This is a genomic window from Sphingomonas populi, from assembly GCF_004208535.1.
Classification (GTDB): Bacteria; Pseudomonadota; Alphaproteobacteria; order Sphingomonadales; family Sphingomonadaceae; genus Sphingomonas; species Sphingomonas populi.
On the sequence record NZ_SGIS01000002.1, the window covers coordinates 97863 to 111187 of the forward strand.

The window sequence follows — 13325 nt, forward strand, 5'->3', positions numbered from 1 at the left end:
GTTACTTTGAGTAACACTGGAGGCAAATGATGAACGCGCACGCTCCGGTTGATCCGGTCGAGACCAACATGACGAGCAAGGGGCAAGTGTTGATCCCCAAGGCGTTGCGCGAACGGGCTGGACTGGTGCCCAACGGCCCGGTGCGCGTCGGACTCAACGATCGCGGTGAGGTCATAATAGTGCCGCCTGAACGCGCCGAAACGCCGGAAGAACGAGTCGCAAGGGTGGCGGCGGCGATCGAGGCGATTGCGGGAAAATTCAAGACCGGCTTCGCATCGACCGATGACTATATGGATGAAATTCGTCCCTGGCGTCACGATCCGCTGTGACGTTTGTCGATACCAACGTCATCATTGATGTGTTCGACAAGGACCCGGTCTGGTTTCGCTGGTCTGCCAATGCCCTGTCTGCGGCCGCCGGACTTGGTGCTGTTATCGATGCCATCGTTGTTGCGGAATTAGGCCGCAATTTCGATACCCTCGAATCTCTCCAGAGCGCGCTTGGCGTAATGAGTATGGCTGTCGTGCCCCTCGATGAAGCGAGTGCGTTTCTCGCCGGGACGCGCTTTCAAGGATATCGGCGTAATCGCGGGGATGATGCGATTCGTCGGGTGTTGCCCGATTTCTTCATCGGTGCACATGCGCTAACGCTGGGCATGTCCTTGCTTACCCGTGACCCGCGCCTGTATCGCCGCTATTTCCCTGAACTGACCCTCATTACCCCCGAGACCGAGCATGACTGAAGCCTCTACCTACACGATCACAGGCGAAACCGGCGACTGGGAGGTTGTGGTCGGCCTCGAAGTGCATGCGCAGGTCACGTCCAACGCCAAATTGTTCTCTGGCGCCGCCACCGCCTTCGGGGCTGAGCCGAACACGCAGGTCAGCCTCGTCGATGCGGCGATGCCGGGGATGCTGCCGGTGCCGAACCGCGAGTGCATCCGTCAGGCGGTGCGGACCGGCATGGCGATCGACGCGCAGATCAACCGCTGGTCGCGGTTCGATCGCAAGAATTACTTCTACGCCGATCTGCCGCAGGGCTATCAGATCAGCCAGCTTTATCACCCGATCGTCGGCGAGGGCGCGATCGACATCAGCCTCGACGACAAGAATCCCGACGCTTCGGGCAAGACGATCGGCGTCGAGCGTATCCATGTCGAGCAGGATGCCGGCAAGCTGATGCACGACCAGCATCCGACGCGCAGCTACGTCGATCTCAACCGATCGGGCGTCGCACTGATGGAGATCGTCTCCAAGCCGGACATGCGCTCGCCGCAGGAAGCGGGGGCGTATCTCGCCAAGCTGCGCTCGATCCTGCGGTATGTCGGGTCGTGCGACGGCAATATGGATCAGGGATCGATGCGCGCCGACGTCAACGTGTCGGTGCGCAAGCCGGGCGAGCCGTTCGGCACGCGGACCGAGACCAAGAACGTCAACTCGGTGCGCTTCGTGATGGCGGTGGTCGAGCAGGAGGCCAAGCGTCAGGTCGAAGTGCTCGAAAGCGGTGGCCGGATCGTTCAGGAAACGCGGCTGTACGACCCCGATCGCAACGAGACGCGATCGATGCGGTCGAAGGAAGACGCGCACGATTATCGCTACTTCCCCGATCCCGATCTGCTGCCGGTCGAACTCGACGACGCGTTCCTGGCGGAATGCCGCGCAAGCCTGCCCGAACTGCCCGACGCCAAGCGCAAGCGCTACGAGGCCGGCGGCATCACGCCGTATCAGGCGGCGGTGCTGACGGCGGAAGTCGAGGCGGCGCGCTGGTTCGATGCGCTGCTCGAGGCGGGCGCCAAGCCGGTTGCGGCGGCGAATTGGACGACATCGGAACTGTTCGGCGCGCTCAACCGCACGGGCAAGAGCATCGAGACCTCGCCGGTCAGCCCGTCGCAGGCGGCGGAGCTGTTGGGCCTGGTCGCTGACGGCACGCTGTCGGGCACGCTCGCCAAGCAGGTGTTCGAGATCATGCTTGAAACCGGGCAGGGCGCGAACGCGATCGTCGAGGAGCGTGGCCTCAAGCAGACCAGCGATACCGGCGCGATCGAGGCGGTGATCGCCGACGTGCTCGCCAAGAACGCCGACAAGGTCGCGCAGTTCAAGGGTGGCAAGGAGGCGCTGTTCGGCTTCTTCGTCGGCCAGACGATGAAGGCGATGGGCGGCAAGGCCAACCCGCAGGTCGTCAACGAACTGCTCAAGACGGCGCTGGCATGATGCGGCGGCTGGTGATGGCTGGACTGCTGGCGGCGCTCGCGCTGCCGGCGGCTGCGCAAACCAGCCCCGCGCCGCTCGCGACGCCCGCCTCCGCGCTGCCGCGGGTCGCGCTGGAGACGAGCGCTGGGTGGATCGTGATCGAAGTGGAGACGGTCAAGGCGCCGGTCACCGCCGCGAACTTCCTGCGCTACGTCGATCAGAAGAAGCTCGACGGCATCGTTTTCTATCGCACCGTGAAAGTCGCCGATCGCTTCGGGTTCGTCCAGTTCGGCACCGATGGCGACGCCAAGCGCACGCTGCCGCCGATCAAGCATGAACCGACCAGCGAAACCGGCCTGCACCATACCGAAGGGACGATTTCGGTCGCCCGGCTCGGGCTCGGCACCGCACGCGGCGATTTCACGATCAGCGTCGGCGATCAGACGCCGTCGCTCGACGCCGGACATGGCCAGCCGGCGGATGGCCAAGGCTATGCCGCGTTCGGCCATGTCGTCGAGGGGATGGACGTGGTGGTGAAGATCCTCGACGCGCCGGTCTCGCCGACCGCGACGCGGCGCGGCGCGTTCCAGGGGCAAGTGCCCGAAGCACCCATCACGGTGGTGAGCGCGCGGCGGGTGAAGGACTGACGGCACCAGTTGCCCTGACCGGCGCCGCCGCCTAGACCCACCCAAGGCATATCTGTGGGGATGAAGGTTGGCGATTGAGCGACCAAAGGGCTGGCGGCTGTTCGTCGCGGCGCTCAAGACACGAAAATCGGCATCGATGCTGGCGCTGGGCTTCTCCTCGGGGTTGCCGTTCGCGCTGCTGATCGGAACGCTCAACGCATGGCTGGGCGAAGTCGGCATCACGCTCGCCACGATCGGCGTGCTGTCGTGGATCGGCCTCGCCACCGCGTTCAGTTTCCTGTGGTCGCCGCTGGTCGATCGGCTGCGTTTGCCGCTGCTCGGGCGGCTGGGGCGGCGCAAGAGCTGGATCGTGCTGTGCCAGGCGATCATCATCATCGCCTTTCTCGGGCTGGTGACGACCAACCCCGCTATCGATATAGGCCATTTCGCGGCGTTCGCCTTCCTCGGCGCGGTCGCGTTTGCGACTCAGGACATCGCGATTAACGGCTGGCGGATCGACGTCGCCGACGAGACGACACCGGTCGAAGTGCTTTCGGCGATCAACCAGCTCGGTTTCCGGCTGGCGAGCATCGTCGGCGGCGCCATCGCGCTGTATATGGCGTCGCGCATGTCATGGCCGACCGTGTATCTGGTCATGGCGGGGGTGATGACGCTGATGCTCCTGCTCGCGCTCGCCGCGCCCGATACGTTGCGCCCTTCGAACGCGGCGGTCGATGCCCTGTCCGATGCGGGCGAGGTCAAGCCGAGGCTGCGGGCGGTGGCGCTGCTGATCGTCGGCGCGAGCTGGACATGGGCGATCGTGACATTGGTCAGCTTCATGGTCTCGATGCTGGCCGAGCCGGTGCCGGGTGTGCCAAGGCCGTCGCCGGCGGATTTCCTCAAATTCTACGGCCCGGCGATCGTCGTCGCAACGGTGCTGGTGCCGCTTGGCGTTGCGGGCTGGGTCAACTGGCTCAAGGCGCGCGGGCATGGCGTACAGACTGAGGCCGACACCACGCACTTCCCGTTTCGGACGGTGGCGAACCATATTTACGGCGCGCTGATCGCGCCGCTCGCCGACCTTGCCGAGCGGCTCGGCTGGGGCGTGCTGATCGTGATCGGGCTGATCCTCACCTATGCGCTCTGTTACAACGTGTGGGCCTCGTTCGCGTACCCGTTCTACCTCGATTTCCTGCACTACACCAAGGACGAGGTGGCGTTCGCCTCCAAGGTGTTCGGCATCATCATGACGATCTTCGGCACCGCGCTCGGTGGCTTCCTGTTCGTCAAGGTCGGGCGTTTCCCGACCGTGCTGGTCGGCGCGATCCTGCCGATCTTCGGCAATTTCCTCTACGCCGATCTCGCCGACGGGGCGCCCTATATCGATATGGTGCTGGGCGCGCTCCAGCTCGACCATCTCGCGGTCGCGCTCGGCAGTGACGAGCGGATGGCGCGGCTGCTGCTGACGATCTGCTACGAAAACGTCTCGACCGGACTCGCGCTGGCGGCGTTCGTCGCGTACCTTTCGAGCATCGTCAGCAAGAAGTTCGCCGCCGTGCAATATGCGGTGCTTTCGTCGCTGACCTTCCTGATCGGATCGCTCGGGCGCGGGCTGGCCGGCGAGATGTTCGACAAGCTCGGCTATGCGACGGTGTTCCGCTATGTCGCGGCGGTCGGGCTGCTGGCGATTGTGTTCGTGCTGCTTGAATGGTGGCGCGCGTCGCGGGTCGCACGCGCCGCCGAAGCCGGGGGCACGGGCGAGGCGGCCTGAGCGATGCACGTTCTGCCCTTCATGGTCGTGTTCTGGGTTATCCGCGCGATCTACCGCTGGACGCAGCGCAGTTACGTCGAGGGTCGAGCGCCTGCTCCCGACGTTGAATGCGATTCACCGTCCGCCGCCGTGGGACTGCCGCCGCGTCCGCCGCTTGGCGATTATCGGGGAGATTTGGCGTGATCGTATATTTGCTCGTCCTCGCCATCCAGATCGCGTGCGTGGTCGATGTCATCCGCAACGGTCGCAATCAGCTCTGGATCATGGCGTTGGTATTCCTGCCGGTCGCCAGCACGGTCGCTTATGTCATCGTCGAGGTGCTGCCGCGATTGCAGAACAACCGCCACGTCCGCACCGCGCGCGCCAACGTTTCGGCCGCGCTCGACCCGGAGCGCGAGATCCGCGCCGCGCGTGCCGCGCTCGACATGACCGACACCGCAGCGAATCGCTTGCGGATGGCCGATGCGCTCACCGCACTCGGCCGGCACGACGAGGCGCTGCCTTATTATCGCGAGGCGATCGCTCGCGGCCCTAGCGACATGCGTACCGGGGAGAAACTGGCGCGCGCGCAGTTCGAGACCGGGGATGCGAAGGGCGCGCTGGAGACGCTCGACGCCAATCCGCCCGCCAGCGCGCAGAGCGACCGCGACCGGCAGGGGCTGCTGCGCGCACGCATCTTCGAGGCGCTCGGACGCACGGACGAGGCGATTGCGTTGTTCGACGATCTCATCACGCGCTTGCCGGGCGAGGAGGGGCGGTGCCGGTATGCCGCGTTGCTGATCGAACAGGGGCAGGTCCGCCGCGCCCGCGAGGTGCTGGAGGAGGTCGAAAGCCGGATGCGGCTGCTCACCCGCCAGCAGCGCGCCGCCGAGGCAGACATGTACCGCTGGGCGACGGAGCGGCTGCGCGAATTGCGGGGCTGATCGACGCGCCCGGGCGGTCACCCCCGCCCGATCGGGTGCCCCGCATCCGCGAACGCCGCCGCAACCGCCGTCGTGCTGGCCAGTACGCCATCGACGCGCCGCATGCCGAGCAGGTCGGCGAGCAGCAAAGCCGCCGCCGCCGGTTCGCGCTCGACGCGCGCGAGGATGGTCAGCATCGCCGCCTCAGCGTGGGTGATCCGGTTGAAGCAGCACGGCGCGATCGCGATCGTGACGCTGGTCTGGGTCGCGACATCGGCCATCAGCGCGCGCATCACCATCAGCGGGCGGCGATACGCCGTGCCGAACGCGCGCAGCATCGCGTGGGCGGCGTTCGCGTCGTTGAGGCCGTGCGCGCCCATCCGGCGGAAGGCGAACAGGAACAGGCGGGCATGGTCGCATGCCGGCATGTCTTGAAGCGTCAGTGCGGTGGTCGGGGCGATCGTCATCAACTGCTCTCCTGCGATAGAAGAGAGACTGACAAGTCCGCTATTGCAAGTCAATCGCAATTAGTCGGGGCTTTGCCCATTCGCCGCGAGAACGCCTCCGGCGAGATATAGCGAGCCGAGAATCAGTACGATCGGCGGCTCGGCTGGGTCGGAGATCTGCGCGATATCGGCGAGCGCGGCGAGCACGTCATCAGCAGTATGCGCGGCGATGCCGAGCGAGCGCGCCACGCCGGCGAGCGTCGCGGGGGCGTGATGGTCGTGATCGGGCACCGGCACCGCGTACAGCGTGGTGGCGAGCGCCGCGAAGGGCGCGAGCAGTCCGGCGACATCCTTATTAGACAGCATCCCCAGCACGAGATGCACCTCGCCGCGCCCGATGCCGGGATGCGCCAGTGACTCGAGCGTCGCCGCGATCGCGCCGGCCGCCGCAGGATTATGCCCGCCGTCGAGCCAGAGCTGGCTGCCCGGCGGGAGCAGATCGACGAGCGGACCCGGCGCGAGCCGCTGCATCCGCGCCGGCCAGGTCGTGTCGCGCGCGGCGATGCGACAGGCTTCGCCCGGGATGTCGAGCGCGCGCTGGTGGCGCAGCATCGCCGTCGCGAGCGCGAGATTGCCGGGCTGGTGTGGCCCGGCCATGCGCGGCAGCGGCAAGGCGAGGGGGCCGGCGGCGTCCTCGTAATGGAGGTGATCGCTGACGCTGTAGCGCCAGTCGCGGGCGAGCGCGATCACGGGGGCTTGGGCGTGTTCGGCGGCGCGCGCGATGCGCCCGGTCACGCCGGGGGCATAAGCCATCGTCACCAGCGGCACGCCGGGCTTGGCGATTCCGGCCTTCTCGGCGGCGATGTCCTCGGCCGTGTCGCCGAGGAATGCCTGATGATCGATGCCGAGTTGCGCGATGCCCGTAACAGCGGGCGCGGGGATGACGTTGGTGGCATCGAGCCGCCCGCCCAGTCCGACCTCGATGATGCACGCGTCCGCCGGCGCGCGCGCGAAGGCGAGGAAGGCGGCGGCCGTCGTCACCTCGAAGAAACTCGCGCCGATGCCGTCGGCGTGGTCGAGCACTTCGGAGAGTAGTGTCGCGAGTGCGTCGTCCTCGATCAGCTTGCCCGCGATGCGGATGCGTTCGTTGAAGCGGACGAGGTGCGGACTGGTATAGACGTGGACAGTAAGCCCCGCCGCCTCGATCGCGGAGCGCAGGAACGCGCAGGTCGACCCCTTGCCGTTGGTGCCGGCGACATGGAACACCGGCGGCAGCCGCAGATGCGGATCGCCGAGCCGCGTGAGTAGCGCGGTGATTCGCTCCAGCCCGAGGATGTCGGCACCCGGCGAGAGCGCCCACAGCCGGTCGAGCTGGGCTTGTACGGCAGGTGCGGAGGAGGTGGCGTGATCGGGCATATAAATACCTAAAGCCCTCTCCCCGTTGGGGAGAGGGCTTTGTTTTGGTTAAGCCGCCGCCTTCGCGCCGAGGAAATCGACCACGCTCGCCAGCGTCGCGCGCAGCTCTTTGCGGTGTTTGACCATGTCGAGCATGCCGTGTTCGAGCAGATATTCCGCGCGCTGGAAGCCTTCGGGCAGCTTCTCGCGGATCGTCTGTTCGATCACGCGCTGGCCAGCGAAGCCGATCAGCGCGCCCGGCTCGGCGATCTGGACGTCGCCGAGCATCGCGTAGCTCGCGGTCACGCCGCCGGTGGTGGGGTCGGTCAGCACTGCGATATAGGGCAGGCCGGCATCGTGGAGCATCTGGATCGCCACGGTCGAGCGCGGCATCTGCATCAGGCTGAGGATACCCTCCTGCATGCGCGCGCCGCCGGCAGCGGTGAAGATGATGTACGGGCAGTTCTCCGCGATCGCCGCCTCGACGCCGCGCACGAACGCCTCGCCGACGGCAAGCCCCATCGATCCGCCCATGAAGGCGAAATCCTGCACGCCGACGACGACCTTGAGACCTTCGATCTTGCCCTTGGCGGTGGCGAGCGCGTCGATCTCATCGGTCGCGGCGCGCGCGGCCTTGAGCCGATCGGAGTAACGCTTGGTGTCGCGGAACTTGAGCGGGTCTTCGGGCACCTTGGGGATCGGCAGCACAGTATAGCCCGGATCAAGCGTATATTCGAAGCGCAGCGCCGGCCCGATCCGCTCATGGAAATCACAATGCGGGCAGACGTGGAGATTGTCCTCCAGTTCCTTGACGAACACCATCTGGCCGCACCCCTTGCACTTGTGCCAGAGGTTGTCGGTGCTCGTGTCGATCTTCTTGGGGACGACGAGCGACAGGGCGTTGCGAACGTTGCTGAGCCAACTCATGCGGCGATGTCCTGACGGGCCGACGCGATGGCGGCGGCGAGGGAGGCGATATAGGCGCGCACCGGCTCGGGCGCATCGGCGCCGTGCTGTCCGACCAGCTCGACGATCGCCGAGCCGACCACGACACCATCGGCGACGCGCGCGACGGCGGCGGCCTGTTGGGGGGTGCGGATGCCGAAGCCGACTGCGACGGGCAGATCAGTCGCGGCCTTGAGCCGGGCGACCGCCTCCTCGATCGAGGCTTGCGCGGCCTGTTGCTTGCCGGTGATGCCCGCGACCGAGACGTAATAGAGGAAGCCGGACGCGCCATCGAGCACCTGCGGCAAGCGCGCCGCATCGGTGGTGGGGGTGGCGAGGCGGATCAGGTCGATCCCCGCCGCGCGGAGTGCCGGGCCGAGGTCGGCGTCCTCCTCAGGCGGGATATCGACGCAGATCACGCCGCTCACGCCGGCATCGGCGGCGGTCGCCGCGAACCAGTCCGGTCCACGTACCGTCATCGGATTGGCATAGCCCATCAGCACCAGCGGCACGCTCGGATGGCGGTGGCGGAAGCTCTTGGCGATGGCGAACACGTCTGCGGTCTTGGTGCCGGCCGCGAAGCTGCGCAAATTGGCCGACTGGATCGCCGCGCCGTCCGCCATCGGATCGGTAAAGGGCATGCCGAGTTCGATCACGTCAGCGCCGCCCGCGACCAGCGCGTCGAGGATCGCAGGCGTGGCGTCGGGCGACGGATCGCCGGCGGTGACGAACGCGACGAGCGCGGGGCGGCCTTTGGCAAAGGCGTCCGAAAGGATGGTCATCGACGCCCCCGCGATTGCGCGACGATCTGTGAGACAGCACCGACGATGGCGCCCGTCGCGAGCGCTTCACCGAGGCGCGGCGCGCGCAAGCCCCAGTTGGCGAAGCCCAGCCCGTATTGAGTGATTTCGCGGACGAGCGCCGCAGTTATCGCGCCGACGACGATCCCGGTGAGAAGATTTCGCACGCTGATCATATCGCCACCCCCAGAGCTTCCGCGACGGTGAAGATATCCTTGTCACCGCGCCCGCACAGATTGGCGAGGATGATCTGGTCCTGCCGCATCTCGCGCGCGCGCTTCGCCACCGCCGCGATGGCGTGGCTCGGTTCGAGCGCGGGGATGATGCCTTCGGTGCGGCACAGCAACTGGAACGCATCAAGCGCGTCGGTGTCGGTCGCCGAGGCATATTCGACCCGGCCGATCGAGTGGAGCCAGCTATGCTCAGGCCCGATGCCGGGATAGTCGAGCCCCGCCGAAATCGAATGCGCCTCGGTGATCTGGCCGTCCTCGTCCTGCAACAGATAGGTCTTGTTGCCGTGGAGGATGCCCGGCGCGCCACCCGCGAGCGAGGCGGCATGCTCCTTGTCGAGTCCACGCCCAGCCGCCTCGACGCCGAGCATCATCACGTCGCCGTCATCGAGGAACGGGTGGAACAGCCCGATCGCATTCGATCCGCCACCGATCGCGGCGACGAGCAGATCGGGCAGGCGGTTGATCCGCGACAGCATCTGCGCGCGCGCTTCCTTGCCGATCACGCTCTGGAAATCGCGGACCAGCTCGGGATAGGGGTGCGGGCCGGCGGCGGTGCCGATGATGTAGAAGGTGTCGTGGACGTTGGCGACCCAGTCGCGCAGCCCCTCGTTCATCGCATCCTTGAGCGAGGCCGAGCCGCTCGTGACCGGGCGGACTTCCGCGCCGAGCAGCTTCATGCGGAACACGTTGGGCGCCTGCCGCGCGATGTCCTTAGCGCCCATGTAGATCACGCACGGCAGGCCGAAGCGCGCGCAGACGGTCGCGGTGGCGACGCCGTGCTGGCCGGCGCCGGTCTCGGCGATGATGCGCGTCTTGCCCATCCGCATCGCCAGCAGGATCTGGCCGATGCAATTGTTGATCTTGTGCGCGCCGGTGTGGTTGAGTTCGTCGCGCTTGAACCAGACTTGCGCGCCGTAACCCTCCGGCGCGGACTCGCGCAGCGCCTCGGTCAGCCGTTCGGCATAGTAGAGCGGGCTGGGGCGGCCGACATAATGTTCGAGCAGGTCGTCGAACTGCGCATGGAACGCCGGATCGGCCTTGGCGGCGCGATAGGCGGTGTCGAGTTCGAGGATCAGCGGCATCAGCGTCTCGGCGACGTAGCGGCCGCCGAAATCACCGAAATGCCCGCGATCGTCGGGCTGGGTGCGGAAGGAGTTGGGGGCGTTCATAGACGCGAGGCCTTAAAGCGGGGCGAGCGCGCTGTCACGCCCCCGCCGTCGCGCGTTCAGGCGGTTCGGATCGCTTCCAGAAACGCCCTAACCTTGGCCACGTCCTTCACGCCGGCTGCGCTTTCGACGCCGGAGGACACATCGACCAGAGTCGCGCCGGTGCGGGTGGTCGCGTCGCGCACATTGGCCGGATCGAGTCCGCCCGACAGCGCCCACGGCAGCGGATGGCGGAAGCCGTCGAGCAGGCTCCAGTCGAACCGCACCCCCATGCCGCCGGGCAGCGCCGCGCCGGGTGGGGTCTTGGCGTCGTAGAGGATGCGGTCGGCCGCGCCCATGAAGCTGGCGGCGGCGGCGAGGTCCAGCCGGGTGCGGACGGCGACGGCGGCCCAGATTTCGCGGCCCGTCTTCGCGCGGATCGCGGCGGCGCGGGCGGGGCTGGTGTTGTGGAGTTGCAGCGCGTCGAGCTGCCCCGCGTCGACCACCGATTCGATCAGCGCGTCGTCGGGATCGACCAGCACGCCGACCCGGGCGACATGCGCCGGCACACGCGCGGCGAGCTGCGCCGCCAGATCGCGCGAAAGGTTGCGCGGCGAGGGCGCGAAGAACACGAACCCGACATGGCTCGCCCCGCCAGCGATGGCGGCGTCGAGCGTGGCCGGCGTTGACAGGCCGCAAATCTTGGCGGTGGTGGGCATGGCCGGCTCTTTCCCGACTTTGCGAGCGGTGTCCATCCTCGGCTCTGCGCGGTGGAGAATTTTGTTCCCCTATCGTTCCGGTTTGGCTAATATGCCCACATGGCAAAACCCCAGAAGCGCTATGTCTGCCAATCCTGCGGCTCGGTGTCGCATCGCTGGGCCGGGCAGTGTGGCGATTGCAGCGAATGGAATACGCTCGTCGAGGAGGTGAGCGGCGTGGTGACGCCGTTTCAGGCCAAGCATAACCTTCAGGGTGGCGGGCGGTTCATCATGCTGTCGGGTCTCGACGCCGATGTCGAGTTGCCCGAACGGATGGCGAGCGGCATCGCCGAGTTCGACCGCGCGCTCGGCGGCGGTTTCGTCGAGGGATCGGCGACGCTGATCGGCGGCGATCCCGGCATCGGCAAGTCGACGCTGTTGCTTCAGGCGGCGGCGAAGATGGCGCTCGCCGGCAAGAGCGTTGCCTATGTCTCGGGCGAGGAAGCGGCCGATCAGGTGCGGCTGCGCGCGCGGCGGCTCGGACTCGGCACCGCGCCGGTGCAACTCGCCTCGGCCACCTCGACGCGCGATATCCTGACGACATTGTCGCAAGGCACGCCGCCCGATCTGCTGGTGATCGATTCGATCCAGACGATGCATTCGGATCTGATCGAAGGCGCGCCCGGCACGGTCAGTCAGGTGCGTGCATCGGCGCAGGAATTGATCCGTTTCGCCAAGGAACGCGGCACCGCCGTCGTGCTGGTCGGCCATGTCACCAAGGACGGCAGCATCGCCGGCCCGCGCGTGCTCGAACATATGGTCGATACCGTGCTGAGCTTCGAGGGCGAGCGCAGCCATCAATATCGCATCCTGCGCGCGATCAAGAACCGCTTCGGCGGCACCGACGAGATCGGCGTGTTCGCGATGGTGGCGGAGGGGCTGACCGAGATTTCCAACCCCTCCGCTCTGTTCCTCACCCAGCGCGACGAGGGCGTGACCGGCACCACTGTCTTCCCCGCGCTGGAGGGCACGCGCCCGGTGCTGGTCGAAATTCAGGCGCTGGTCGTCCGCCTCGCCAGCGGTGCGACGCCCCGGCGTGCCGTGGTCGGGTGGGACAGCGGCCGGCTGGCGATGATCCTCGCCGTGCTGGAGGCGCGGTGTGGGCTGAGCTTCTCGGCCTGCGAAGTGTATCTCAACATCGCCGGCGGCTACCGCGTGCAGGACCCCGCCGCCGATCTGGCGGTCGCGGCGGCGCTGGTGTCGGCGCTGTCCGAACGGCCCGTGCCGGTCGATGCCGTCGCGTTCGGCGAGATCGCGCTGTCGGGGGAAGTGCGGCCCGTCGCGCACGGCCCGCTGCGCATGAAGGAAGCTGCGAAGCTGGGCTTCGAACGCGCGCTGGTGCCGGCCGCGAGCACGGGCGAAAAGACCACATTATCGCTCACCGGCTTCCGCACGCTCGGCCAGTTGGTCGAGCATATGCTCGGACGATAGCTTGTGCGAGTTGCTTACCTGACACACTCGACACGCACCGCCCCGGCAGCGTAAGCGCGGCGCTATGGGACTGACTGCGCTCGACATCATCGTTCTTATCGCGATCGGCGCCGCCGCTCTGCTCGGGCTGGTGCGCGGCTTCGTTACCGAAGTGCTGGCGCTGTTCGCCTGGGTGGCGATCGTGTTCGCGGTGAAGCTGTTCCATGTGCCGGTCGCGCACGCGCTCACCGGCATCGTTGGCACGGTGACGGGCGCGGCGGTGCTGGCGTTCGCGATCCTCGCCGGCGTCACCTATTTTGGCGGGCGGCTGGTCGCCCGGGCGATCGGCGGACGCGTCCGCGATTCGGTGGTCGGCCCGCTCGACCGCGCGCTCGGCTTCGGCTTCGGCGCGCTCAAGGGCCTGATCCTGACCAGCCTCGGCTTCCTGCTCGTCGTGCTGATGACCGACACCGTGCATGGCGGTCCGGCGCACCGGCCCGAATGGCTGACGGCCTCGAAGACCTATCCTCTGCTCAATGCGACCAGCGCGGGGATCGCCGATTTCGTCGATCGCCGTCGCAAGGGGCTGCCGGTGTTCGGCAAGATCGCACCGCTGACGAGTGAGACGACGGAGAACCGCACCGACTGATGCCGTTCGCGCGGGAGGAGGCCGTGGGGGGTGAGGAACACCACGAAAATGGTTGC

At 67.1% G+C, this 13325-nt stretch carries 15 protein-coding genes; 8 read left to right on the plus strand and 7 right to left on the minus strand.

Annotation, left to right across the window (positions count from 1 at the left end; translation table 11 throughout):
- Nucleotides 1-29: 29 nt before the first annotated feature.
- From EWE75_RS01810 to EWE75_RS01835, 6 genes are all read left to right on the plus strand, one after another.
- The gene (locus EWE75_RS01810) at nt 30-329 is read left to right on the plus strand and encodes an AbrB/MazE/SpoVT family DNA-binding domain-containing protein (RefSeq protein WP_130154992.1); all 300 of its coding nucleotides are present in this window, start codon (nt 30-32) and stop codon (nt 327-329) included.
- Nucleotides 326-742, plus strand: a complete 417-nt coding sequence (locus EWE75_RS01815) for a type II toxin-antitoxin system VapC family toxin (protein WP_130154993.1) — start codon at nt 326-328, stop codon at nt 740-742. Before EWE75_RS01810 ends, EWE75_RS01815 begins: the two co-directional genes overlap by 4 nt.
- Nucleotides 735-2210 carry an Asp-tRNA(Asn)/Glu-tRNA(Gln) amidotransferase subunit GatB gene (gene gatB / locus EWE75_RS01820; protein ID WP_130154994.1) on the plus strand — a complete coding sequence of 492 codons (1476 nt, stop codon included), beginning with the start codon at nt 735-737 and terminating at the stop codon, nt 2208-2210. The genes EWE75_RS01815 and gatB overlap by 8 nt, the downstream gene beginning before the upstream one ends.
- A complete protein-coding gene (locus tag EWE75_RS01825) occupies nt 2207-2836 on the plus strand; it encodes a peptidylprolyl isomerase (protein WP_130154995.1) in 630 nt (209 codons plus the stop codon). The genes gatB and EWE75_RS01825 overlap by 4 nt, the downstream gene beginning before the upstream one ends.
- 67 nt (nt 2837-2903) lie before the next feature.
- Nucleotides 2904-4586 carry an AmpG family muropeptide MFS transporter gene (locus tag EWE75_RS01830; protein ID WP_231708153.1) on the plus strand — a complete coding sequence of 561 codons (1683 nt, stop codon included), beginning with the start codon at nt 2904-2906 and terminating at the stop codon, nt 4584-4586.
- Between the two features lie 179 nt (nt 4587-4765).
- Entirely contained in the window at nt 4766-5509 is a 744-nt protein-coding gene (locus EWE75_RS01835) for a tetratricopeptide repeat protein (RefSeq protein ID WP_231708154.1), read from the plus strand.
- 17 nt (nt 5510-5526) lie between these two features.
- On the opposite strand, the gene EWE75_RS01840 is transcribed toward EWE75_RS01835, so the two are convergent.
- The 7 genes from EWE75_RS01840 to EWE75_RS01870 are packed head-to-tail and all read right to left on the minus strand — an operon-like array spanning nt 5527 to nt 11171.
- A complete protein-coding gene (locus EWE75_RS01840) occupies nt 5527-5955 on the minus strand; it encodes a DUF6628 family protein (RefSeq protein WP_130154997.1) in 429 nt (142 codons plus the stop codon).
- Nucleotides 5956-6015: 60 nt separating this feature from the next.
- Nucleotides 6016-7350 carry a bifunctional folylpolyglutamate synthase/dihydrofolate synthase gene (locus tag EWE75_RS01845; protein ID WP_130154998.1) on the minus strand — a complete coding sequence of 445 codons (1335 nt, stop codon included), beginning with the start codon at nt 7348-7350 and terminating at the stop codon, nt 6016-6018.
- Nucleotides 7351-7398: 48 nt separating this feature from the next.
- Nucleotides 7399-8256: an acetyl-CoA carboxylase, carboxyltransferase subunit beta gene (accD, locus tag EWE75_RS01850; RefSeq protein WP_130154999.1), complete on the minus strand. Its 858-nt coding sequence runs from the start codon at nt 8254-8256 to the stop codon at nt 7399-7401.
- On the minus strand, nt 8253-9056 hold the full coding sequence (trpA, locus tag EWE75_RS01855) for a tryptophan synthase subunit alpha (RefSeq protein ID WP_130155000.1): 804 nt from the start codon (nt 9054-9056) through the stop codon (nt 8253-8255). Before trpA ends, accD begins: the two co-directional genes overlap by 4 nt.
- Nucleotides 9053-9250: a hypothetical protein gene (locus tag EWE75_RS01860; protein WP_130155001.1), complete on the minus strand. Its 198-nt coding sequence runs from the start codon at nt 9248-9250 to the stop codon at nt 9053-9055. The genes trpA and EWE75_RS01860 overlap by 4 nt, the downstream gene beginning before the upstream one ends.
- Nucleotides 9247-10476 carry a tryptophan synthase subunit beta gene (trpB, locus tag EWE75_RS01865; protein ID WP_130155002.1) on the minus strand — a complete coding sequence of 410 codons (1230 nt, stop codon included), beginning with the start codon at nt 10474-10476 and terminating at the stop codon, nt 9247-9249. The genes EWE75_RS01860 and trpB overlap by 4 nt, the downstream gene beginning before the upstream one ends.
- Before the next feature lie 56 nt (nt 10477-10532).
- Complete coding sequence (locus tag EWE75_RS01870) at nt 10533-11171, minus strand: phosphoribosylanthranilate isomerase (RefSeq protein WP_130155003.1); 639 nt, start codon at nt 11169-11171, stop codon at nt 10533-10535.
- 99 nt (nt 11172-11270) lie between these two features.
- On the opposite strand from EWE75_RS01870, the gene radA reads away from it, so the two are divergent.
- Both radA and EWE75_RS01880 read left to right on the plus strand, forming a co-directional pair.
- Nucleotides 11271-12641 (plus strand): DNA repair protein RadA, encoded by a 1371-nt coding sequence (gene radA / locus EWE75_RS01875; RefSeq protein WP_130155004.1) that lies wholly within the window; start codon nt 11271-11273, stop codon nt 12639-12641.
- Nucleotides 12642-12705: 64 nt separating this feature from the next.
- A complete protein-coding gene (locus EWE75_RS01880) occupies nt 12706-13269 on the plus strand; it encodes a CvpA family protein (protein WP_130155005.1) in 564 nt (187 codons plus the stop codon).
- The last annotated feature ends 56 nt before the right edge of the window (nt 13270-13325 follow it).

Coding starts and splice junctions, on each gene's coding strand:
- trpA (WP_130155000.1), bottom strand. CDS start 9,056: ATGACCATCCTTTCGGACGCCTTTGCCAAAGGCCGCCCCGCGCTCGTC.
- EWE75_RS01845 (WP_130154998.1), bottom strand. CDS start 7,350: ATGCCCGATCACGCCACCTCCTCCGCACCTGCCGTACAAGCCCAGCTC.
- EWE75_RS01880 (WP_130155005.1), top strand. CDS start 12,706: ATGGGACTGACTGCGCTCGACATCATCGTTCTTATCGCGATCGGCGCC.
- accD (WP_130154999.1), bottom strand. CDS start 8,256: ATGAGTTGGCTCAGCAACGTTCGCAACGCCCTGTCGCTCGTCGTCCCC.
- EWE75_RS01840 (WP_130154997.1), bottom strand. CDS start 5,955: ATGACGATCGCCCCGACCACCGCACTGACGCTTCAAGACATGCCGGCA.
- EWE75_RS01870 (WP_130155003.1), bottom strand. CDS start 11,171: ATGCCCACCACCGCCAAGATTTGCGGCCTGTCAACGCCGGCCACGCTC.
- trpB (WP_130155002.1), bottom strand. CDS start 10,476: ATGAACGCCCCCAACTCCTTCCGCACCCAGCCCGACGATCGCGGGCAT.
- EWE75_RS01860 (WP_130155001.1), bottom strand. CDS start 9,250: ATGATCAGCGTGCGAAATCTTCTCACCGGGATCGTCGTCGGCGCGATA.
- EWE75_RS01810 (WP_130154992.1), top strand. CDS start 30: ATGAACGCGCACGCTCCGGTTGATCCGGTCGAGACCAACATGACGAGC.
- gatB (WP_130154994.1), top strand. CDS start 735: ATGACTGAAGCCTCTACCTACACGATCACAGGCGAAACCGGCGACTGG.
- EWE75_RS01825 (WP_130154995.1), top strand. CDS start 2,207: ATGATGCGGCGGCTGGTGATGGCTGGACTGCTGGCGGCGCTCGCGCTG.
- radA (WP_130155004.1), top strand. CDS start 11,271: ATGGCAAAACCCCAGAAGCGCTATGTCTGCCAATCCTGCGGCTCGGTG.